The sequence below is a fragment of the Mesonia mobilis DSM 19841 genome (assembly GCF_000423405.1).
In the GTDB taxonomy this organism is placed as follows: domain Bacteria; phylum Bacteroidota; class Bacteroidia; order Flavobacteriales; family Flavobacteriaceae; genus Mesonia; species Mesonia mobilis.
The window spans coordinates 289,430-311,139 of the sequence record NZ_AUHX01000004.1 but is presented as its reverse complement, the minus strand read 5'-3'; the positions used below and the strand labels follow the sequence as shown (position 1 = coordinate 311,139).

Sequence of the window (21,710 nt, the reverse complement as noted above, 5' to 3'; positions counted from 1 at the left end):
TTCTGTTCCTTTTTTTGATAGCTGTTATATAAATAAGCTATGAGTAAATTAAAGGAATTATTAACGCAAAAAATATTGGTTCTCGATGGCGCAATGGGCACAATGCTACAACGCTATCAATTTTCTGAAGAAGATTTTCAGGGAGAACGTTTTAAAAATTGGGAGATTCCCGTGAAGGGAAATAATGATCTCTTGTCCTTAACGCAACCCAAAGCGATTGCAGAAGTACATAAAAAATATTTTGAAGCCGGCGCCGATATTGTTGAAACCAATACGTTCTCCGGCACCACCATTGCGATGGCCGATTACAAAATGGAACATCTGGTCGATGAACTCAATTATGAGTCGGCTAGAATTGCCAAAGAAGTCGCTCAGAAAGTGACTTTAGAAAATCCTGAAAAACCACGTTTTGTTGCCGGTGCGATGGGACCAACCAATAAAACTGCCAGCATTTCTCCAGATGTAAATAATCCCGGTTTTCGAGCGATTTCTTTTGATGAATTACGCATAGCTTACAAACAACAAGCATTAGCTTTATTAAAAGGCGGAGTCGATATTTTATTAGTCGAAACGGTTTTTGATACGCTCAACGCCAAAGCTGCCCTTTTTGCAATTGAAGAAATTAAAGAAGAACAACAAATCGATATTCCGGTGATGTTGAGCGGTACGATCACCGATGCTTCCGGTAGAACTTTATCTGGGCAAACCGCTGAAGCTTTTTTAATCTCCGTATCGCATATTCCGTTGTTAAGTGTTGGATTTAATTGTGCGTTAGGTGCCAAACAACTCACGCCACATTTAGAAGTTTTAGCCAACAGAACTTCGGCAGGCGTTTCCGCTTATCCCAATGCCGGATTGCCAAATGCTTTTGGAGAATACGATGAAACGCCCAAAGAAATGGCAAGCCAGATCGAAGAATATCTTCAGAAGAATTTAGTGAATATTATTGGCGGTTGCTGCGGAACCACGCCAGAGCATATCAAAGCTATTGCAAACGTAGCAGCCAAGTATTCCCCAAGAAAATTGGAAGCTCCACAATTAATTTAATACAAAAATGAATTTATCTACAGCGATAGAACATAAGCATAATACTGAAACTGACTCAAATTTTCGTCCGCTAAAACTATCCGGTTTAGAACCTTTGGTCATCACTCCCGAAAGTAATTTTGTGAATGTCGGTGAGCGAACCAATGTAGCGGGTTCCCGAAAATTTCTAAGACTCATTAAAGAAGAAAAGTTCGATGAAGCTTTAGCCATCGCCCGCGATCAGGTAGAAGGTGGCGCACAGATTATCGATATAAATATGGACGATGGTCTGATCGATGGGAAAGAAGCGATGGTAAATTTTTTAAATTTAATCGTTTCAGAACCCGATATTTCTCGTGTGCCGATCATGATCGATAGCTCTAAATGGGAAATTATCGAAGCCGGTTTGCAAGTAGTTCAAGGAAAATGTGTGGTGAATTCAATTTCGCTAAAAGAAGGTGAAGAAGAGTTTTTACTTCACGCCAAGAAGATCAAACGTTACGGAGCTGCGGTAATTGTGATGGCTTTTGATGAAGTTGGGCAAGCCGATAATTATGACCGTCGCATCGAAATTGCACAACGATCTTACGATCTATTGGTGAAAAAAGTGAACTTCCCTCCGGAAGATATCATCTTCGATCTAAACATTTTTCCGGTCGCAACGGGAATGGATGAACACCGAAAAAATGCGATCGATTTTATTGAAGCTACGCGTTGGGTAAAAGAAAATCTTCCGTATGTGAGCGTCAGCGGCGGCGTGAGTAATATTTCTTTTTCTTTCCGCGGGAATAATACTGTTCGGGAAGCAATGCATTCGGTATTTTTATACCACGCCATCCAAGCCGGGATGAATATCGGTATCGTGAACCCAACAATGCTACAGGTTTACGACGATATTCCTAAAGATTTATTAGAACACGTGGAAGATGTGATGCTCGACCGTCGCGATGATTCTACAGAACGTTTATTGGAGTTTGCAGAAACGGTAAAAAATAATAAGTCAGAAAAAAATAAGGTCGATCTGTCTTGGCGAGAAGAGGCTTTGCAAGACCGAATCACACGTGCTTTAGTTAAAGGGATCGACACCTATATTTTAGAAGATGTTGAAGAAGCTCGGCAGCAATCAGAAAAGCCGATTCAAGTGATCGAAGGTCATTTAATGACGGGAATGAATGTCGTAGGAGATCTCTTCGGAAGCGGAAAAATGTTCCTTCCGCAAGTGGTGAAATCTGCTCGAGTAATGAAAAAAGCCGTTGCCTATTTATTACCTTATATTGAAGAAGAAAAATTGAAAAATCCGCCTTCTGAAGATGAAAAAAGTGGTGCCGGGAAAATTTTGATGGCGACCGTAAAAGGCGATGTACACGATATCGGGAAAAATATTGTAAGCGTGGTTCTCGCTTGTAATAATTATGAAATTATCGATTTAGGAGTTATGGTTCCGCCGGAAAAAATCATAGCTGAAGCCAAAGACCAACAAGTCGATATTATAGGTTTAAGCGGATTGATCACGCCTTCATTAGACGAGATGGTTTTTCTTGCCAAAGAAATGCAGCGCCAAGATTTTGAAGTTCCTTTGTTAATTGGTGGCGCGACAACCTCAAAAGCACATACGGCGGTGAAAATCGATGCAGAATATCAGCACGCAGTCGTTCACGTAAACGATGCTTCTCGTGCCGTAACTGTGGTAGGGAATTTACTGCAAAAAGAAACCGCGACAAAATATAAAACCGATCTAAAACTTGATTATGCTGAATTCAGGGAGAAGTTTCTAAGCCGAACTAAAAAGAAAGAATATTTAACGATTGCTGAAGCTCGAGAAAACAAATTTCAAATTGATTGGAAAGCTGAAGATATTATTCAACCTCATCAATTAGGTGTTCAAGTGATTGAAGATTTCGAGTTGAACAAATTGAAGGAGTTTATCGATTGGACGCCTTTTTTTAGAAGCTGGGATCTTCACGGAAAATTTCCGGAGATTTTAGAAGATGAGGTCGTTGGTCAACAAGCCACCAATTTATTTGAAGATGCTGAAAAAATGCTTACAGAAATTATTCAGCAGCAACAATTAAAAGCGAAAGCAGTCTTTGGTTTGTTCCCGGCAAATACAGTAGAAGACGACGATATTTCAGTTCAAGATCCTGAAACTTCAGCAGAAATTATTCGGTTTAGAACGCTGCGACAACAGCTCAAAAAATACAAAGGCAAACCTAATTTTGCGCTAGCCGATTTTATAGCGCCAAAAGAAACTGAAATTCAAGATTATATCGGATGTTTTTGTGTAACCACCGGCTTCGGAACTCAAGAATTAGCGAATGAATTTGAAAAGAATTTAGACGATTACAATTCGATTATGGTAAAAGCGTTGGCCGATCGTTTGGCAGAAGCTTTTGCAGAATATCTGCATTGGCAAGTCCGTACACAAAATTGGGGTTACGCAAAAGACGAAAATCTGTCGAATGCTGAATTGATCAAAGAATCGTACAAAGGTATTCGTCCCGCACCGGGCTATCCTGCATGTCCCGATCATTTAGAAAAATTGAGCATTTGGAAACTGCTGAGCGTGGAAGAAAACATTGGTGTAAAGCTTACCGAAAGTTTAGCGATGTGGCCGGCAGCGAGTGTGAGCGGTTATTATTTTGCGCATCCTGAAGCTCGCTATTTTGGATTAGGAAAAGTAAAACCCGATCAGGTAGAAGATTTTGCGAAACGAAAAGGAATCACTTATCAAGAAGCTGAAAAATGGTTAAGCCCGAATTTGGCTTAGAAAATTTATTTAAAAGGAACGTCATGCTGAACTTGATTCAGCATCGCATCTAGAGCATTAGTGAGAAATTTAAATTTAAAAAAGGATGAGATCCTTGGATCACGTCCGGGATGACGATTTAGAAAAGCGCAAGGGATAGCAGCGGCATCCTTTTTTAGATTCCTGCCTTCGCAGGAAGTTGAAAAAGATATAGCGAATAGCCCGACCCGATAGGGATGCGTCCAAAAGAACAAAACTATATGCTGAACTTGATTAACTAGGTTGAATTTTAGATTTCAGCATCGCATCTAGAGAATTAGAGTGAAATTTAAGTTGAAAAAATAGGATGAGATCCCGGATCAAGTACGAGATAACGAGATAAAAAGTAAAACCAAAAATGAAAGTAGTAGACCATATAAAAAAAGCAGCAGAAAAAACCTTATTCTCTTTCGAGATTTTACCGCCATTAAAAGGGCAAAATATTCAGTCGATTTTTGATCATATCGATCCGTTAATGGAATTTAAACCTCCGTTTATCGATGTTACTTATCATCGGGAAGAATATGTTTATAAAGAGCTTTCGGGTGGTTTACTGCAGAAAAAAGTAGTGCGAAAACGACCGGGAACCGTTGGGATTTGTGCCGCGATACAAAATAAATACGAAGTCGATGCCGTGCCACACATTTTATGTGGCGGTTTTACCAAAGAAGATACCGAGAATTTTTTAATAGATCTCGACTTTTTAGGCATCGATAATGTCTTGGCTTTACGTGGTGATGCGGTAAAAAATGAAACTTATTTTTCCGCAGAAAAAGAAGGACATACGTATGCAAAAGATTTGGTAAAGCAAATTGTGGGGTTAAACAAAGGTGAATATTTAGATGAAGAATTATTAAATAAAAGCAAAACCAATTTTTGCATTGGCGTTGCCGGTTATCCTGAAAAACATATGGAAGCGCCAAGTTTAGATCAGGACGTGTTACGTCTAAAAGAAAAAGTAGATGCCGGAGCTTGTTATGTGGTCACGCAAATGTTTTTTGATAATAAAAAGTATTTTGAATTTGTCGATAAATGCAGGAAAGCAGGAATCACTGTTCCTATAATTCCCGGACTAAAACCTTTGGCTACAAAAAAGCAACTTTCAATTTTGCCGCATCGTTTTCACGTAGATCTTCCCGATGAATTAACGCTAGAAGTGCTTAAATGCAAAAGTAAAGAAGAAGTTCGTCAAGTCGGAGTAGAGTGGTGCATACAACAAAGTAAAGAACTCATTAAAGGCGGCGCGCCGGTATTGCATTATTATTCGATGGGGAAAAGTGATAACATTCAGAAAATAGCAGGAGAGTTGTTTTAATAATTCTGCTATTTTTGCGGATATGATCAACAAAATTTTAGGTGTGTTTTTAGGTTTGAGCTGTTTTTTAGGGCAAGCTCAGGAAGAGGCGAATCCCAAAAAATATGACCTAGATTTTAATTATTTCTACGGAAATATTGTAGAGCACAACAAAGATATTGGTCATTTAATCACCGGTCATCCGCAAGGATTTATTTTTAGTTATAATCAGAAAACCTTTGGCGAAAAAGAGTGGCAGCGACATTTTAATTTTCCAGATCTCGGTGCTTCGTTGATCTATCAAGATATGGCGAATCCTAATTTAGGAGATCACATCGGGATTTATGCGCATTACAATTTTTATTTTCTAAATCGCTATTTACTCTTGCGCGTTGGGCAAGGAGTTAGCTATAATACCGATCCGTACGATCCTGATGCTAATTATGAAAATATCGCTTACGGAACGCATTTGTTGGCCTCGACTTATTTGCTGCTCAACTTCAGTAAAAAGAATTTGTTTAAAGGTTTTGGCGTGCAAGGAGGCATTAATTTAATTCATTATTCTAACGGAAATTTTAAAGCGCCCAACACTAGTACCAATACGTTCTCCATTAATTTAGGATTGAATTACCAACTTGATCACGACGAAGAATTTCATTACCAAACCGAACGTTCAATTACGAATTATTCAGAACCTATTCATTTAAATTTTACGTTGAAAGGTGGCGTTCAAACCAGTGATGTGATTGGGATGGATCAATTTCCGTTTTATATTTTAGGAACCTATCTCGACAAACGCGTTTCTTATAAAAGTTCAGTGCATTTAGGGAGCGAGGTTTTTCTTTCACCGATGTTAGAAGAACTCATTTATTATCGTTCGATCGCTTATCCTGAAGATGGTTTACAAGGCGATGAAAGTTCAACACGTGTTGGCGTTTTTACCGGTTATCAATTACATTTAGGGAAAACTTCTATTTTCGGTAATTTAGGATATTACGTGTATTATCCTTACGATTTTGAAGGGCGAACTTATTTAAGAGCAGGGATTCAGCGAGAATTATTTAAAAATTTCTTCGGAAGTGTTTCTGTAAAATCTCATGCGGCAAAAGCAGAAGCGGTCGAATTTGGAATAGGCTATCGATTATGAAAAAGCTTTTTTTCTATATAAGTATTATTTTCTTTTTTTCCTGCGATTCGGAAGAAGCGAACGATTGTCTTCAAGTCGAAGGAAGAAGTGTAATTAAAGAAATTGAATTGGAAAATTTTGAAGAAATTACCGTTTATGGCGGAATCAAACTTTTTCTTACTTATGGCGAAACGCAAGAAATACGTTTAGAAACCGGAGAAAATTTAGTGAACGATATTTCGTTTGAAGTCCGTGAAAATCGGCTTCATCTTAAAAATAACAATACATGTAATTTCTTTCGAGAATATGATGCGACGCGAGTTTATGTAACACTTCCGCAATTGAGTTATTTAAGAAATGGTAGTCAGTTTACCGTAGAAAGCACCAATGAATTGCCATATTCCAACTTAACTTTAGTTTCTGAAGATGCTGAAGGAAACAGCGATTATTATACGAATGGCGATTTTCAGCTTCAACTCAATTCAGAGCAAATCACCATAGTGAACAACAATTTAAGCGACTATTTTTTATCGGGCCAAGTTGAAAATCTACAAATTGGTTTTTACAATGGCGACGGGCGTTTTGAAGGAGAACATTTAATCGCGCAACACATTAATGTTTATCACCGCGGTTCAAATAAAATGATCGTCAATCCGCAGCAATCCTTAACGGGAACACTCTACAACACCGGAGATCTTATCGCGAAAAACCATCCTCCCGAAGTTGAGGTAGAAGAATTGTATACTGGAAGATTGATCTTTGAGTAGCGGTTTTAGGTTTGATTAAAATCTCTGTAATAATCGATAATGAAGCTGGCGTCACCCTGAACTTGATTCAGGGTCTCATCCTTAAGATTTATTCCTGTTTCTTCGTCAAATCTCTAAACAATTCTTCTAAGTTTTTATGCTTTTGGTGAAGCTGAAGAATTTTAAGTCCGTTATCGTGAGCAAAATCAAACACGACAGAACGCATATCTTTAGAAGTTTCAAAAGTGATTTCGTACACAAAACCAGCCGGGTTTTTTACCTCTTTAATTTGGGGTAAACGCTGCAAAGCAACAGTTTCTACACGATAATCAAACTCTACAACCACCACTTGTTCGTTATCTTCAGTAAGTTCTTTCAGTTTTTTATCGGCAACAATTTTACCGTTATTAATGATTATTACGCGATCGCAAACCGCTTCTACCTCTTGCATAATATGCGTCGATAAGAAAATGGTTTTTTCTTTACCGATTTTTTTGATGAGTTCACGAATCTCTATTAATTGATTCGGATCTAAACCTGTGGTTGGTTCATCTAAAATAAGTACGCTGGGATTGTGTAATAAGGCATTCGCCAAACCTACTCGCTGGCGATAACCTTTAGAAAGTTCGCCGATTTTTTTATTGGCTTCCGGAGTTAAACCGGTTAATTCAATTACGTTTTCAATTTCTTCTTTGGGCGTTTTGTACACTTTGGCATTGAATGCTAAATATTCTCGCACATACATTTCTAAGTATAATGGGTTGTGTTCCGGTAAATAACCAATTTGTTGCTGAAGTTTAAGTTTATCGGTCGTAATATCGAGTCCGTTAACTTTGGCGATCCCTTCTGAAGCCGGTAAATATCCGGTTAAAATTTTCATGGTCGTCGATTTTCCGGCGCCATTCGGACCTAAAAAACCTACAATCTCGCCGGTATTAATTTCAAAAGAAATCTCTTTTAGCGCCTGCTGCTCTCCATAAAATTTAGAAATGCCATTTACTTCAATACCCATAGTTATTCAATTTAATCTCAAAAATAAATAATTCTTACTGCTAAAGTTGTTTTTCAGTTTAAAAGTTGAATTGTTTTCATTGATACAACACTTCAACGAGCTCAGCGTGACATTCTAAATATGATAATACATAAGAAAGATGAAAATATTCCGGCGTCATTATGGACTCGATTCGGAATTTCATTATCAATTTTCAATAAAAACCAAAAAACATTTTGTTTGTAAAAATTAAATTATAATTTAGTCGAACATTTAAGACAAGATGAAAAACGTATTTACTTGGAACGCTTATTTTTACTTTTATTTCTTTATTAGAAATAGAGTCGGGAGCGCTATGTAAATACTTCAACATTATAAAGTAATACTTGAAATCCCGATAAATTTTTATCGGGATTTTTTTTTGATAAAAAATGAATAACGAAGTGATTGCAATTCAAGGCATAGAAGGTTCTTTTCATCATCAGGTGGCGAGAGAATATTTTGGAGAACAAGTTCAGGTTTCGATGTGTTCCAGTTTTAAAGAATTGGCAGAACAAGTTGCTAAGCAATCGGTGACAAAAGCGGTGATGGCGATAGAAAATTCTACAGCAGGTTCAATTTTGCACAATTATGCCTATGTAGATGAATATGAATTAGAAGTAGTCGGTGAGCATTACATTCCCGTAAAAATGAATTTAATGGCGTTACCTGGTGAAACTTTAGAAAGCATTACTGAAGTTTATTCGCATCCCATCGCGTTGTTGCAATGCAAAAACTTTTTTAAGCAATACCCGCATATAAAATTAATTGAAGATAATGACACGGCAGAAGCAGCCAAAAGAATTGCAGAACAAGGATTAAAAAATACAGCGGCGATCGCAAGTGCAACAGCTGCTGAAATTTTTAAGCTGAATTTGTTAGCACAAAATATACATTCAGAACAAACCAACACGACTCGTTTTTTAATCATTTCGAAAAAGGGCGAAAAAGTTGAACAAGCCGATAAAGCTTCATTAAAGTTAATTCTGAAACACGAACAAGGAAGTTTACTAAAAGCCTTGCAAATTCTAGATCGTTACGGTTTAGATATGACGAAAATACAGTCGTTACCCATTGTCGATGAACCTTGGAAGTATTCATTTTTTATTGACGTAACCTTTAAAGAGCTCCCTGTTTTTGTTGAAGCAATGAAAGCTTTAGAAGAGGTTTCTGAAGCGCATAAAATATTAGGAATCTATAAAAATAAAAACCATGAAACCCGCCAATAGGTTAGCGTTTATCAAGGAATACTATTTCAGTAGAAAGCTGCAAGAAATTAAAGAAATGCAGCAAAACGGAATAGACGTGATCAATTTAGGAATTGGTAGTCCAGATTTGCCGCCGCCTTACGATGCGGTAGCGCAAATGCAATTGGCTGCCAAGCAAGAAAACGCGCACAAATATCAAAGTTATCGTGGTGCCGATGAGTTGCGGGAAGCTTTTGCCGATTTCTACCAACGAAAATTTCAGGTAGAAGTTAATGCGGCAACAGAAATTTTACCCTTGTTAGGAAGCAAAGAAGGGATTATGCATATCTCGATGGCGTTTTTAAATGAGGGTGATGAGGTGCTTATTCCGAATCCGGGTTATCCTACGTATACGTCAGTGACGAAATTGGTGGGCGCAAAACCGGTTTTTTATGAGTTGAAAGAAGAAAACGAATGGCAGCCTAATTTTAACGAGTTAGAAAAACAAGATTTAAGCAAAGTGAAAATTATGTGGCTCAACTATCCTCATATGCCGACGGGCGTAAAAGCGAGTCAGCATCTTTTTCATGATGCGATCGCATTTGCTAAAAAGCACGATATTTTGTTGATCAATGATAACCCGTATAGTTTTATTCTGAATGACAATCCGGAGAGTTTATTGGCCTATCCCGGAGCTAAAGAAGTGGGATTAGAACTCAATTCGGTGAGTAAAACTTTTAATATGGCCGGTTGGCGAGTAGGAGCGGTTTTAGGAAGTCAAGAGAACTTACAACACATTTTAAAGGTAAAAAGCAATATGGATAGCGGTATGTTTTTACCTCTTCAGTTAGGCGTTGCGGTTGCGTTGAAAGAAAATGAAGATTGGTTTAAAAACTTAGATTTTTTATATAAAAACCGAAGAACTAAAATTATCGAATTAGTAGAAAAACTGGATTGCCAATTAGAAGATCGTGACTTAGTAGGGATGTTCGTTTGGGCAAAAATCCCTGAAGCTTATCAAACTTCAGAAGAATTTTCTGAACATATTTTACAAACTCACCATTTGTTTGCCGCACCGGGAACGGTTTTTGGCAGCGGGGGTGAAGGTTACATTCGGTTTTCTCTTTGTGTAGATGAAGCCACGATCGAAAAAGCCATAAAACGAGTAGAAGCATGAAAATAGCAGTAGTAGGAATAGGTTTAATTGGCGGTTCGATGGCATTAGATATAAAAACTGCTTTCGAAAATGTTGAAATTATTGGCATCGATAAAAATGAAAATAATGCCCAAAAAGCGAAAGATTTACAGCTAATCGACGCAATTGGAGAGTTGAAAGATTTGCAGGCTGCAGAAGTGGTGATCGTATCGGTTCCGGTAGATGTGAGTATACAAGTGCTTGCTCAAGTTTTGGATCACGTGGGTGAAAATACCTTGGTGCTCGATACCGGTTCTACCAAAGAAAAAATATGTGAGTCGGTAAAAGATCACCCGAAGCGAAGAAATTATTTAGCGGCGCATCCCATTGCGGGAACCGAGTTTTCGGGTCCGGAAGCGGCAATACAGAATTTATACAGAAATAAAACAATGATCGTTTGTGAAGTTGAAAAAACAGCTTTCAAGTTGCAGGAAGTTGCTTTTGAGATTTTTCAGCGTTTGGGAATGCGAATTCGGTATATGGATCCGAAATCTCACGATAAACATATTGCGTATGTTTCTCATCTTTCGCACATCAGTTCGTTTATGTTAGGAAAAACCGTGTTAGAAAAGGAGAAAAACGAAAAGGATATTTTTGACTTGGCAGGCAGCGGATTCGCCTCAACGGTACGTTTAGCAAAAAGTTCACCAGCAATGTGGTCGCCCATTTTTAAACAGAATAAAGAAAATGTGTTGGAGACGTTAACGGAATATATTCAGAATTTGAATGAATTTAAAAACCTGATGGAACAAGATAATTTTGAAAAATTATATGAAGAAATGGCCAATACCAACCATATTAAAAATGTTTTAAACGGAATAAACTAACTAAAGAAAATATGTTGCGTTAGGGATAGTAGCGGCATCCTTTTTTAGATTCCTGCTTTCGCAGGAAGTTGAAAAAGATATAGCGAATAGCCCGACCCGATAGGGAAACGCCCAAAATAACCACCCCGCCCATTGGGCACCCCTCCTTAAAAAGTAGGGGGAACAAAATTTTAAAAAAATAAATTAGAACAAATAGAAAAACCTCTATCTTGATTACAAAAAGTTTCTCCCCTTTAAAAGGGGAGATGCCAAAGGCAGAGGGGTAAACACAGAAAACAAACACCTATGGAAAATAAAAAAGAATTAAGAACGTGGTTAGATAAATTTAATTTGGACCATCCGTTAGTGATCGCGGGACCTTGTAGCGCCGAGACAGAAGAACAGGTTTTAAAGATCGCGCACCAATTAAAAGAAACCGATACCAGCGTGTTGCGCGCCGGAATTTGGAAGCCAAGAACGCGCCCGGGAAATTTTGAAGGTGTTGGCGCTTTAGGTTTAAAGTGGTTGCAAAAAGCCAAAGAAGAAACAGGTTTATTAACGACGACTGAAGTAGCAAACCCAATTCACGTAGATTTAGCGTTGAAGCACGATGTAGATATTTTATGGATTGGAGCGAGAACAACGGTTTCTCCATTTATTATTCAGGAGATCGCAGAAGCTTTGAAAGGAACAGATAAAACGGTACTCATTAAAAATCCGGTGAATCCAGATTTGGCATTATGGTTAGGAGCGGTAGAGCGTTTTTACAAGCAAGATGTAAAGAATTTAGGCGTGATTCACCGAGGATTTTCAACTTACGAAAAATCGAAATACAGAAACAATCCAGAATGGCAAATTGCGATCGATCTGCAAACTAAGTTTCCAGACTTGCCGTTAATTTTAGATCCATCACACATCGCGGGAAGAAGAGATATTATTACCGATTTATGTCAGACAGCTTTAGATCTTAACTACGACGGAATTATGGTTGAAACGCATTACGATCCCGACAATGCGTGGAGTGATGCCAAACAGCAAATTACTCCGAAAGCTTTAGACCAAATGACGAAAGATCTAAAGATTAGAAAAGAAGTTTCGCAGAGTCAGGACTTTCAAGAAAAGTTAGCATCGTTACGTGCTAAAATTGATGTGATCGATAATCAATTGTTAGACGTTCTGGGAAAACGAATGAAAGTTGCCGATGAAATTGGAGAAGTGAAAAAAGAGAAAAACGTTGCGATCTTGCAATCTACCCGTTGGAATGAGATTTTAGGAAAGATGATCTTAGACGGGAAAGAGCATAACTTGAGTGAAGAATTTATACTGAAGATCTTTAAAGCCATTCACCAAGAATCGATTAATCACCAAGAGAAAATTTTAAGTGAGTAATCAAAAGCTTGTAAACAGTTTGTTTTTGTTACTTTTGTAAAAAGTTAATTGCTCAATTATCTAGGTAGTTGAGCAATTTTTTCAAAAATGTAAATGAAAGGAATCGTCTACAAATCGACCGGAAGTTGGTATACCGTTAAAGCCGAAGATGGTAAGTTCTACAATTGCCGCATAAAAGGTAAATTCAGAATTAAAGGAATTAAAAACACCAATCCGGTAGCGGTAGGAGATTATGTAGAATTTGATCTGGAAGAAAATATTGATGAGGTAATAGGCGTGATCAAACATATTGAAGAGCGTGAAAATTATATCATTAGAAAATCGGTTAACCTTTCTAAGCAAACTCATATTATTGCGGCTAATATCGATGTAGCGTTTTTATTGGTCACCTTAAATAATCCGCCAACCTTTACGACTTTTATCGATCGTTTTTTAGTAACAGCAGAAGCTTATGGGATTAAAGCCGTTTTGCTTTTTAATAAAGTAGATGCCTATTCCCAAGAAGAAAAAGACGAGATCCTGTATTTAATGGCGATGTATCGAGAAATTGGTTATACGTGTATTCCTATTTCAGCAAAATCGGGTAAAAATATCGATAAGGTAAAAGAATTGATGATCGATAATACTTCGCTTTTTTCAGGACATAGCGGTGTAGGAAAATCGACTTTAATTAATCAATTAGAGCCGAGCTTAGATTTGAAAACTTCAGCAATATCAGAACAACATTTGCAAGGGCAACACACCACTACTTTTGCAGAAATGTTCGATCTTTCTTTTCATGCAAGAATTATCGATACTCCGGGAATTAAAGGTTTCGGGATCGTAGAAATTGAAAAAGAAGAATTAGGCGATTATTTCCCTGAATTTCTTGAGCGTAAGAGTGAATGTAAATTCAATAATTGTTTACACGTCGAAGAACCGAAATGTGCCATTAAAGAAGCTTTAGATGAAGATGAAATTTCTTGGTCGCGATATAAATCTTATTTACAAATGTTAGAAGGTGAAGACGAGCATTACAGAGTAGATATTTATAAAGAATAGAAATTATGAGAGTGGTATTGCAGCGCGTAAGTGAAGCAAGCGTAATGATAGATGGAAAAGTAAAATCTTCCATCGAAAAAGGTTTTTTGATTCTGGTTGGGATTGAAGCTGAAGATACTCAGGAAGACATCGAATGGCTTTGTCGAAAAATTATCAATATGCGAATTTTTGGTAATGAAGATGATAAAATGAATTTATCGCTGAAAGATATTGATGGCGAAGCATTAATTATAAGTCAGTTTACCCTTCACGCGAGCACAAAAAAAGGCAATCGACCAAGTTTTATAAATGCAGCCAAACCTGATTTGGCTATTCCGTTATACGAAGCTTTTATCAAAGAATTTGAAAAGCAATTTGAAAAAGAAGTAGGAACCGGAGAATTTGGAGCAGATATGAAAGTAAATCTCCTTAACGACGGCCCGGTAACGATAATTATAGATTCTAAAAATAGAGATTAAAATGAACATTCAAGACGCTCAAAAAGCGGTAGATCATTGGATTAAAGAACACGGCGTTCGTTATTTTAACGAGCTTACCAATATGGCACAACTTACCGAAGAAGTAGGCGAAGTTGCCAGAATTATTGCTCGTCGTTATGGCGAACAAAGTGAAAAAGAAAGCGATAAAGCTAAAGATCTAGGAGAAGAATTAGCCGATGTTGTTTTTGTGGTTTTGTGTTTGGCTAATCAAACCGGGATCGATTTGCAAGCCGCTTTCGATAAAAAATTAGATCTAAAAACAAAAAGAGATCACGATCGCCATCATCAAAACGAAAAACTAAAGTCATGAGTTTTAAAGAAGTTGTTGAGGTTAAGGGTTTTTGGAAATCAGTAATTATTCTCGGTTTTGCTTTTATGCTTATTTATAACGCGATCGATTTATTGTTCTCTTACGGATTTAGTTTCGATGAATTTATTGCTGAAAAATTAGAAGGAAAAATGCTTATCAGATTTCTTATCGCTAATATTATTGGTGGTTTTATCTATGGTTTTGTCGTAACTTTTCTTCAATTTAGAGGAAAACTGAAAAGAGAAAAAGTAAAACAATGACCCTCGAATTAGTCGCAAAACATAAAAACCTTAAGGGAGATTGGCAAGTAACCGGTTCAAAAAGCGAAGCTAACCGTTTACTTATTTTACAAGCCTTGTTTCCGCAGATAGAAATTGAAAACCTATCTAATAGTGACGATACAGAAGTTTTGCAGAAAGCTTTAAATTCTTCAGAAGAAGAGATCGATATTAATCACGCCGGTACGGCCATGCGTTTTTCTACTGCCTATTTTTCAATTCAAGAAGGTCGAAAAACCATTCTTACCGGTAGCAAACGAATGCAAGAGCGCCCAATTAAATTATTAGTTGATGCCTTAAGAAGTCTAGGCGCCGATATCGAATACCAAAAAGAAGAAGGCTATCCGCCATTATTGATCAACGGAAAAAAAATTACCAGATCTAATGTAAGCTTAGCAGCAAATGTTAGTAGTCAATATATTTCTGCCTTAATGTTAATGGCACCATCCTTAGAAAACGGACTAGAAATTAAGCTTGAAGGTAAAGTCACTTCAACTCCTTATATTTTAATGACGCTTTCACTGCTGAAAAATCTAGGTGTTACTGCTTCCTTCGAGAATAATAATATTAAAATAGAACCTTTTCAACTTCAGCAACCAAAAAAAATTGTAGTTGAGTCAGATTGGAGTTCTGCTTCCTACTTTTATAGTTTAGTCGCATTAAGCGATTCCGCAGAAATTACGATTAGCAATTACAAAAAAGAAAGTCTTCAAGGCGACTCTTCTTTAGTTGAATTGTATAAAAGCTTAGGGGTGAACACAACTTTTTCAGAAAATTCAATTCAGCTTAAAAAAGATCATTCGGTTAAATTACCTCAAGTTTATAAAGCAGATTTAGTTTCATCTCCAGACTTAGCGCAAACCATTGCAGTCACTTGTTTAGGCTTAGGGATAGGTTGTGAACTTACCGGATTACATACGTTAAAGATCAAAGAAACCGATCGGTTAGTTGCTTTACACGACGAGATGTCGAAATTCGGTGCTCGGGTAGATATTACTAACGATAGCTTAAAACTTTATCCTTGCGTAAATTTAATGGAAAATGTCTCTGTAGCCACGTATAACGATCATCGTATGGCGATGGCATTTGCTCCACTAGCTTTAAAAACAACTTTAAAAATTGAAGATGCCGGAGTGGTTTCAAAATCTTTTCCGGACTTTTGGCAAGCGATGAAACACTTCCATATTCAGCAAAAAGAAGTATAAAATTCTTTAAAAACTTCAGCCTCAAAAATCTATTTCTTAAATAATTGCTCATTTACTTGACAACCCCTATGTTGAGGTTGTATATTTGCGCTTCTAAAAATTTTAGTATGGGAATGAAACTTTCACAGTTCGATTTCGAACTGCCAAAAAAACTATTAGCAGAATATCCTTCAGAAGATCGTGATGAAGCGCGATTAATGGTTTTAAACCGTAAAGAAAATACAATAGAGCATAAAAAATTTAAAGACCTAATCGATTATTTTGAGCCGGAAGATGTGATGGTTCTTAATAATACCAAGGTTTTTCCTGCGCGTCTTTTTGGTAATAAAGAGAAAACAGGAGCTAGAATCGAAGTATTTTTATTGAGAGAATTAAACTCAGAAACACGTCTTTGGGATGTGTTGGTAGATCCTGCAAGAAAAATTCGTATTGGTAATAAGCTTTATTTTGGCGATGATGAAAGTTTAGTAGCAGAAGTGATCGATAATACCACTTCTAGAGGAAGAACTTTACGTTTTCTTTACGACGGTTCTTACGAAGAGTTTAGAAAGAAATTAAATGAACTTGGTGAAACTCCACTTCCAAAATATATCAAAAGAGAAGTAGAGCCGGAAGATGCCGATCGTTACCAGACCATTTATGCTAAAAATGAAGGAGCTGTAGCTGCGCCAACTGCTGGTTTACACTTTTCGAAACACTTATTAAAACGTTTAGAAATTAAAGGAGTAGATTTAGCCGAAGTGACTTTACACATTGGTTTAGGAACCTTTAATCCGGTTGAAGTAGAAGATCTTTCTAAACATAAAATGGATAGTGAAGAAGCAGAAATTACAGAAGATTCTACCCAAGTGATCAATAATGCGATCGAAAACAGAAGAAAGATCTGTGCAGTAGGTACCACGGTAATGCGTGCTTTAGAAAGTTCAGTTTCATCAAACGGTCGTTTAAATGAGTTTAGAGGGTGGACCAACAAATTCATCTTTCCTCCATACGATTTTAGTATCGCCAACTGTATGATTACCAATTTCCATACGCCAAAATCGACCTTGTTAATGATGGTTTCTGCCTTTGCGGGTCACGATTTAATGAAGCGTGCTTACGAAGAAGCGATCAAAGAAGAATATAAATTCTATTCTTATGGAGATGCGATGTTGATCATCTAATTTTCGTAAAGAAACAAATCAACGAAGGCTGCGCAATTTTGTGTAGCCTTTTTTGTAAATAATATTTTGGGCGTTACCCTACGGGTCGGGCTGTACGCTATATCTTTTTTGCTTGTCACTTCGAGCTGAGTCGAGAAGTCTTTGATCAAGCAAAAAAGGATGCCGCTTCCATCCCTAACGCATCAAGACCTAAGAATAACATTAAACAACTCCGTTTAGTTTTATACCTTTGCAACGTGAAAGATAAGAAAAGAGACATACGCGCATTAAGTAAAGAGCAACTACGAGAATTTTTTGTTTCCGTAGGCGATAAATCCTTCCGAGGAACACAAGTTTACGAATGGCTGTGGAGCAAAGGCGCTCACAGTTTTGAAGATATGACCAATATCTCGAAGCAAACCCGCCAAATGCTCGACGATAATTTTGTGATCAATCATATCAAGGTCGATCAAATGCAGCGCAGTAATGATGGGACGATTAAAAATGCAGTAAAACTGCACGATGGTTTTACGGTTGAGTCTGTTTTGATTCCGACCTATTCAAGAACCACTGCTTGTGTATCTTCACAAGTAGGATGTAGTTTAGACTGTAAGTTTTGTGCAACGGCGCGGTTGAAACGCATGCGAAATTTAAACCCAGATGAAATTTACGATCAAGTAGTTGCTATCGACAACGAAAGTAGATTATACAATAATATGCCACTTTCAAATATCGTTTTTATGGGAATGGGAGAACCCTTAATGAACTATAAAAATGTGCTCAAATCTATCGAGATGATTACCTCTCCAGAAGGTTTAGGGATGTCGCCTAAGCGAATTACAGTTTCAACTTCCGGAGTACCAAAAATGATCAAAAAATTAGCCGATGATGAGGTGAAATTTAATTTAGCGGTTTCTTTACACGCCGCTATCGATGAAGTAAGAACGCAGATTATGCCTTTCAATGCGACTTTTCCTCTAAAAGATTTAGCTGAATCTTTAATTTATTGGTACGAGAAAACAAAACGAAGAGTTACCTACGAATATTTGATTTGGAAAGGTATTAACGATCAACAAAAAGATATCGATGCTTTGGTAGAATTCTGTAAGATCATTCCGTGTAAAGTAAATATCATTGAATATAACCCAATTGATGATGGCGAGTTTCAGCAAGCCTCAGCAAGTGTTACCGATCGTTACCAATATCATTTAGAAAAAGCAGGATTTACCGTTACCGTAAGAAGATCGCGAGGAAGAGATATCGATGCCGCTTGCGGGCAATTGGCGAATAAATCTTCAGAAGCAAATTAATCGCAGATTAAAAATCAAGTATAAAAAAATCCCGAATCGAAAGATTCGGGATTTTTTTATACTTGATCAAGAATGATTATTTCTTGATGAATTTGAAAGTTTTAGTTTGTCCTTCAATCTGTACTTGAGCTAAATAAACTCCGGCATTAAAAGAACTAATGTTAAGCTTTCCGCTTGTAGCATTTAATTCTTGAGCTAAAACTTCTTGACCTAAGATGCTGTATAATTTAACACTAGATACAACTTTATCTGAAGATAAAACTAATGAAGAATTGTTGTCTATATAGTGATCAAAAGTAACTGCTTCAAAATCTGAAACATTCAATTCTCCTGCTGTCGTAAATGTCCAAACCTCTACATCAGAAGGTGTTCCTCCTAAGTTAGTAGGGGTTACTGTCCAATAGTATGTGGTGTTTTCCTCAAAATACTGAGCTCCAGGTAAGTATAATTCGCTAAAATCTGTTGTAGTAGCAGGGAAATTACCAGATATAGTAAATGTTTCAGTTTCTGTATTGGCAGGGAAAGTAATATCATTACTAATAACAATTCTATATGTTTCTGGAGCATCACCAGTCGTTGGCGCATCAAATGCAAAATCTACAGCGGTTACAGTATTGTCATCTGCATCTTGTAACGTATTTACCGGAACATCCGTTGCGTTATCAGCTGGTGTTGGGTTACTTGCTACCCCAGGAGCTGTAACAATAGAATTAAATGTAAAATCTGTAGTTCCTGCATCACCATAATTATTAGACCAAGTTAAGGTAAATGTATCTACTTGACCATCTACAACAGTATATGACCCAGTAGCGTTAAAAGAATCTCCACCAAACACTACATCTGGAGCATCGGTTACTGTAAGGGTTTGATTATCGCTATCTACAACTATAGTAGCTTCGTTACCCATTGGTGCTCCATATCCTTGCACATATAATCCTCCAGTAATATCAGAAATGATAATTTCATTTGTTTCTTCGCCTAAAGAAATACCTACTTGGGAGGTAAGAGGGATATCCGATCCTTCTGGATCACAATTTCCTTCTCCATCTCCTGCACAAACAGTGGAGCTAGAGTCGAATACCATACCGTTAACAAATGGATTTTCTTGTGCACTTAATGCGATAGCAGCAAAAAAAGCAAATAAACTAAACGTAATTTTTTTCATATCAAATTATTTAAAGGTTTTAATTAATCGTTAAATATAAGTAAAAAATAAAATAATCTCAAAGATTTAATAAAAATTAATTAATAAAATTTTATTTATTAATTAATGACAAACTTAAAACTACTTGTTTTACCAGCTATTTGTATTTGAGCAATATAAATTCCAGAGTTTAAGCTTTCTAAATTTACGGCTTCACTATTTTTATTTTCTAAAACTATATTTTTTATCTGTTTTCCTGTATAATCGTAAATTTTCAAATTTTCGAGTGTTTCGTCTGATTGAAGGTTTAAGGTTTTGTTCTTTACAAAAAAGTTAAAGTTAGTTTGTATTTCTTTATCAACTCCTAAAGTGCCATCTATAACAATATCATCTAATAAAAACGAATTTAGATCTGTAGATTCATAATGTCGAAAAGTTAAATAAACTGTTTGACCGTCATATTCAGAAATATCGATGGTGATTTCTGCAAAAGAGTCAGATCCGTCTGGAGCTTCAGCAGTAAGGTCATCACTTAGAAGTCGAGTAGTCACTGCTGGAGCATTAACGATATTTTCAATCTCATTGAATGATGTTAAATAAACAGAATATCTTTCTCCTAGGAAGTTAGGATTTACCTGATAAGTAGCTACAGTAAAACTTAAGGTTGCTCCGCTAACATTCGTTAGATCTATAGGGTTTGAAGTGATTAAAAAATTATCAGGAGTTAAAGCGCCCGTTCCTGCCTCCCAAGAATCAGAATCTACGGCCATACCGGAAAGTGACCAATTCATAGGTACATCAAAGGTGCCATCGTCGTTTAGGTCTACTAGATTAGAGTCAGCATCAAAGACCTCAAAGTATCTCCCGTCTCCGTCAGCATCTATAGCAACCCAATTTTCATAGGTGAAAGAATTGATAGTTTCATCATCAAAGTCTTCAGAAAATATTTGAGCACTCAAAAGCATGCTGTTGGCTATAAGTACAATTAAAAAAGTAATTTTTTTCATATGCAATTTTTTATATAATGTATCAATAGATAAAAATAACGAAAAAATAAATCTCTAGGGCAATATTTTAAATAAAACACTTTAATTATATTTGTGGTCTAAGTGAAACCCATCGCACAAATAAAAGCCCCGATTAATTTTGAGATGGAACTTTTCGAAAAAAAGTTCTTGCTCTCGATGTCTTCCAAGGTGGCTTTACTCAATCGTATTACTCATTATGTGGTGAACCGTAAAGGAAAACAAATGCGACCTATGTTCGTGTTTTTGGTTTCTAAAATGGTAAGCGATGGCGAGGTGAACGATCGTACGTATCGCGGAGCATCGGTGATAGAACTTATTCATACGGCGACTTTGGTACACGACGATGTGGTCGACGATTCTAACCGTCGTCGAGGTTTTTTCTCGATCAACGCGCTTTGGAAAAATAAAATTGCCGTTCTCGTCGGCGATTATTTATTATCTAAAGGACTTTTACTTTCTATAGATAATAATGATTTCGATTTACTGAAGATCATCTCTGTTGCAGTTCGAGAAATGAGCGAAGGCGAATTATTGCAGATTGAAAAAGCTAGAAAACTCGATATTACCGAAGAAGTTTATTACGAAATAATTCGGCAAAAGACGGCAACTCTTATTGCGGCTTGCTGTAGTTTAGGAGCTGCATCGGTAAAACCGGATTCTGAACACGTAGAGCGAATGCGCAAATTTGGAGAGCTTATTGGGATGGCTTTTCAGATAAAGGATGACTTGTTCGATTATGGCGAAGAGAAAATCGGGAAACCAACCGGAATCGATATTAAGGAGCAAAAAATGACCTTGCCGTTAATTTATGCGCTTAACAATTCTTCAGAAAAAGATAAAAGATGGCTTATTAATTCGGTTAAAAATCATAATAAAGACAAGAAAAGAGTCAAAGAAGTTATTCAGTTTGTAAAAGATGCCGGTGGTTTGTCTTATGCAGAAAATAAAATGAAGAGCTTTCAACAAGAAGCTTTCGACCTTATTCAACATTATCCCGATTCTCCATATAAAGCTTCTTTGGAGTTGATGATGACTTATGTAATTGATCGTAAGAAATAAATCTTTCAATTATACCGTCCTGAAATTCATTCAGAATCACCACTTATTTATTACCCTTACCCAAAAGCTTACTAGCTACAAAAATTCTTTTAAAACCTACAATGCTTAAAGTTCGTTAAATCAATTTTTT

General features: G+C 36.8%; 20 protein-coding genes. 17 read left to right on the top strand and 3 right to left on the bottom strand.

All coding sequences use genetic code 11. The features are described 5' to 3' along the window. The first annotated feature begins 39 nt into the window (after positions 1 to 39). The 5 genes from G551_RS0104120 to G551_RS0104100 all read left to right on the top strand — a co-directional run bounded on the left by G551_RS0104120 (position 40) and on the right by G551_RS0104100 (position 6,998). Entirely contained in the window at positions 40 to 1,047 is a 1,008-nt protein-coding gene (locus G551_RS0104120; RefSeq protein WP_027884371.1) for a homocysteine S-methyltransferase family protein, read from the top strand. A gap of 7 nt (positions 1,048 to 1,054) precedes the next feature. After that, positions 1,055 to 3,793 carry a methionine synthase gene (metH, locus tag G551_RS0104115; RefSeq protein ID WP_027884370.1) on the top strand — a complete coding sequence of 913 codons (2,739 nt, stop codon included), beginning with the start codon at positions 1,055 to 1,057 and terminating at the stop codon, positions 3,791 to 3,793. A gap of 376 nt (positions 3,794 to 4,169) precedes the next feature. Beyond that, a complete protein-coding gene (gene metF, locus G551_RS0104110) occupies positions 4,170 to 5,126 on the top strand; it encodes a methylenetetrahydrofolate reductase [NAD(P)H] (RefSeq protein ID WP_027884369.1) in 957 nt (318 codons plus the stop codon). A gap of 22 nt (positions 5,127 to 5,148) precedes the next feature. Continuing rightward, positions 5,149 to 6,252 (top strand): acyloxyacyl hydrolase, encoded by a 1,104-nt coding sequence (locus tag G551_RS0104105; protein ID WP_036243261.1) that lies wholly within the window; start codon positions 5,149 to 5,151, stop codon positions 6,250 to 6,252. Then, positions 6,249 to 6,998: a head GIN domain-containing protein gene (locus tag G551_RS0104100; protein ID WP_027884367.1), complete on the top strand. Its 750-nt coding sequence runs from the start codon at positions 6,249 to 6,251 to the stop codon at positions 6,996 to 6,998. Before G551_RS0104105 ends, G551_RS0104100 begins: the two co-directional genes overlap by 4 nt. A gap of 88 nt (positions 6,999 to 7,086) precedes the next feature. Here the strand turns inward: G551_RS0104100 and gldA are convergent, their stop codons facing one another. Continuing rightward, positions 7,087 to 7,989, bottom strand: coding sequence for a gliding motility-associated ABC transporter ATP-binding subunit GldA (gldA, locus tag G551_RS0104095; RefSeq protein WP_027884366.1), 903 nt, complete (start codon positions 7,987 to 7,989; stop codon positions 7,087 to 7,089). Between the two features lie 410 nt (positions 7,990 to 8,399). Here gldA and G551_RS0104090 point away from each other — a divergent pair, with 410 nt between their 5' ends. The 11 genes from G551_RS0104090 to rlmN all read left to right on the top strand — a co-directional run bounded on the left by G551_RS0104090 (position 8,400) and on the right by rlmN (position 18,349). Next, on the top strand, positions 8,400 to 9,236 hold the full coding sequence (locus G551_RS0104090; protein WP_027884365.1) for a prephenate dehydratase: 837 nt from the start codon (positions 8,400 to 8,402) through the stop codon (positions 9,234 to 9,236). After that, positions 9,220 to 10,371: a pyridoxal phosphate-dependent aminotransferase gene (locus tag G551_RS0104085; RefSeq protein WP_027884364.1), complete on the top strand. Its 1,152-nt coding sequence runs from the start codon at positions 9,220 to 9,222 to the stop codon at positions 10,369 to 10,371. The genes G551_RS0104090 and G551_RS0104085 overlap by 17 nt, the downstream gene beginning before the upstream one ends. Further along, complete coding sequence (locus tag G551_RS0104080; protein ID WP_027884363.1) at positions 10,368 to 11,216, top strand: prephenate dehydrogenase; 849 nt, start codon at positions 10,368 to 10,370, stop codon at positions 11,214 to 11,216. Before G551_RS0104085 ends, G551_RS0104080 begins: the two co-directional genes overlap by 4 nt. 285 nt (positions 11,217 to 11,501) lie before the next feature. Next, complete coding sequence (locus G551_RS0104075) at positions 11,502 to 12,584, top strand: bifunctional 3-deoxy-7-phosphoheptulonate synthase/chorismate mutase type II (protein WP_027884362.1); 1,083 nt, start codon at positions 11,502 to 11,504, stop codon at positions 12,582 to 12,584. Positions 12,585 to 12,677: 93 nt separating this feature from the next. After that, positions 12,678 to 13,625, top strand: coding sequence for a ribosome small subunit-dependent GTPase A (gene rsgA, locus G551_RS0104070; protein ID WP_027884361.1), 948 nt, complete (start codon positions 12,678 to 12,680; stop codon positions 13,623 to 13,625). Positions 13,626 to 13,630: 5 nt separating this feature from the next. Continuing rightward, a complete protein-coding gene (gene dtd / locus G551_RS0104065; RefSeq protein ID WP_027884360.1) occupies positions 13,631 to 14,083 on the top strand; it encodes a D-aminoacyl-tRNA deacylase in 453 nt (150 codons plus the stop codon). A 1-nt stretch (position 14,084) separates the two neighbouring features. Next, positions 14,085 to 14,414: a nucleotide pyrophosphohydrolase gene (locus tag G551_RS0104060; RefSeq protein ID WP_027884359.1), complete on the top strand. Its 330-nt coding sequence runs from the start codon at positions 14,085 to 14,087 to the stop codon at positions 14,412 to 14,414. Further along, the gene (locus G551_RS0104055) at positions 14,411 to 14,674 is read left to right on the top strand and encodes a hypothetical protein (RefSeq protein ID WP_027884358.1); all 264 of its coding nucleotides are present in this window, start codon (positions 14,411 to 14,413) and stop codon (positions 14,672 to 14,674) included. Before G551_RS0104060 ends, G551_RS0104055 begins: the two co-directional genes overlap by 4 nt. Beyond that, a complete protein-coding gene (gene aroA / locus G551_RS0104050) occupies positions 14,671 to 15,897 on the top strand; it encodes a 3-phosphoshikimate 1-carboxyvinyltransferase (RefSeq protein ID WP_027884357.1) in 1,227 nt (408 codons plus the stop codon). The genes G551_RS0104055 and aroA overlap by 4 nt, the downstream gene beginning before the upstream one ends. A gap of 113 nt (positions 15,898 to 16,010) precedes the next feature. Next, positions 16,011 to 17,060 carry a tRNA preQ1(34) S-adenosylmethionine ribosyltransferase-isomerase QueA gene (queA, locus tag G551_RS0104045; protein ID WP_036243302.1) on the top strand — a complete coding sequence of 350 codons (1,050 nt, stop codon included), beginning with the start codon at positions 16,011 to 16,013 and terminating at the stop codon, positions 17,058 to 17,060. A gap of 236 nt (positions 17,061 to 17,296) precedes the next feature. Continuing rightward, a complete protein-coding gene (gene rlmN / locus G551_RS0104040; protein ID WP_027884355.1) occupies positions 17,297 to 18,349 on the top strand; it encodes a 23S rRNA (adenine(2503)-C(2))-methyltransferase RlmN in 1,053 nt (350 codons plus the stop codon). Between the two features lie 76 nt (positions 18,350 to 18,425). On the opposite strand, the gene G551_RS0104035 is transcribed toward rlmN, so the two are convergent. Both G551_RS0104035 and G551_RS0104030 read right to left on the bottom strand, forming a co-directional pair. Then, positions 18,426 to 19,433, bottom strand: coding sequence for a T9SS type A sorting domain-containing protein (locus tag G551_RS0104035; RefSeq protein ID WP_169558808.1), 1,008 nt, complete (start codon positions 19,431 to 19,433; stop codon positions 18,426 to 18,428). A gap of 179 nt (positions 19,434 to 19,612) precedes the next feature. Further along, positions 19,613 to 20,500, bottom strand: coding sequence for a T9SS-dependent choice-of-anchor J family protein (locus G551_RS0104030; protein WP_027884353.1), 888 nt, complete (start codon positions 20,498 to 20,500; stop codon positions 19,613 to 19,615). A gap of 102 nt (positions 20,501 to 20,602) precedes the next feature. On the opposite strand from G551_RS0104030, the gene G551_RS0104025 reads away from it, so the two are divergent. Then, positions 20,603 to 21,580: a polyprenyl synthetase family protein gene (locus tag G551_RS0104025; RefSeq protein ID WP_027884352.1), complete on the top strand. Its 978-nt coding sequence runs from the start codon at positions 20,603 to 20,605 to the stop codon at positions 21,578 to 21,580. The last annotated feature ends 130 nt before the right edge of the window (positions 21,581 to 21,710 follow it).

Bases quoted from the DNA above. Each gene is read 5' to 3' on its own strand.
- queA (WP_036243302.1), top strand. From the start codon at position 16,011: ATGAAACTTTCACAGTTCGATTTCGAACTGCCAAAAAAACTATTAGCA.
- G551_RS0104080 (WP_027884363.1), top strand. From the start codon at position 10,368: ATGAAAATAGCAGTAGTAGGAATAGGTTTAATTGGCGGTTCGATGGCA.
- rsgA (WP_027884361.1), top strand. From the start codon at position 12,678: ATGAAAGGAATCGTCTACAAATCGACCGGAAGTTGGTATACCGTTAAA.
- G551_RS0104105 (WP_036243261.1), top strand. From the start codon at position 5,149: ATGATCAACAAAATTTTAGGTGTGTTTTTAGGTTTGAGCTGTTTTTTA.
- G551_RS0104060 (WP_027884359.1), top strand. From the start codon at position 14,085: ATGAACATTCAAGACGCTCAAAAAGCGGTAGATCATTGGATTAAAGAA.
- dtd (WP_027884360.1), top strand. From the start codon at position 13,631: ATGAGAGTGGTATTGCAGCGCGTAAGTGAAGCAAGCGTAATGATAGAT.
- G551_RS0104055 (WP_027884358.1), top strand. From the start codon at position 14,411: ATGAGTTTTAAAGAAGTTGTTGAGGTTAAGGGTTTTTGGAAATCAGTA.
- metH (WP_027884370.1), top strand. From the start codon at position 1,055: ATGAATTTATCTACAGCGATAGAACATAAGCATAATACTGAAACTGAC.
- G551_RS0104035 (WP_169558808.1), bottom strand. From the start codon at position 19,433: ATGGTATTCGACTCTAGCTCCACTGTTTGTGCAGGAGATGGAGAAGGA.
- G551_RS0104100 (WP_027884367.1), top strand. From the start codon at position 6,249: ATGAAAAAGCTTTTTTTCTATATAAGTATTATTTTCTTTTTTTCCTGC.
- metF (WP_027884369.1), top strand. From the start codon at position 4,170: ATGAAAGTAGTAGACCATATAAAAAAAGCAGCAGAAAAAACCTTATTC.
- aroA (WP_027884357.1), top strand. From the start codon at position 14,671: ATGACCCTCGAATTAGTCGCAAAACATAAAAACCTTAAGGGAGATTGG.
- G551_RS0104030 (WP_027884353.1), bottom strand. From the start codon at position 20,500: ATGAAAAAAATTACTTTTTTAATTGTACTTATAGCCAACAGCATGCTT.
- G551_RS0104075 (WP_027884362.1), top strand. From the start codon at position 11,502: ATGGAAAATAAAAAAGAATTAAGAACGTGGTTAGATAAATTTAATTTG.
- G551_RS0104085 (WP_027884364.1), top strand. From the start codon at position 9,220: ATGAAACCCGCCAATAGGTTAGCGTTTATCAAGGAATACTATTTCAGT.
- G551_RS0104120 (WP_027884371.1), top strand. From the start codon at position 40: ATGAGTAAATTAAAGGAATTATTAACGCAAAAAATATTGGTTCTCGAT.
- gldA (WP_027884366.1), bottom strand. From the start codon at position 7,989: ATGGGTATTGAAGTAAATGGCATTTCTAAATTTTATGGAGAGCAGCAG.
- G551_RS0104090 (WP_027884365.1), top strand. From the start codon at position 8,400: ATGAATAACGAAGTGATTGCAATTCAAGGCATAGAAGGTTCTTTTCAT.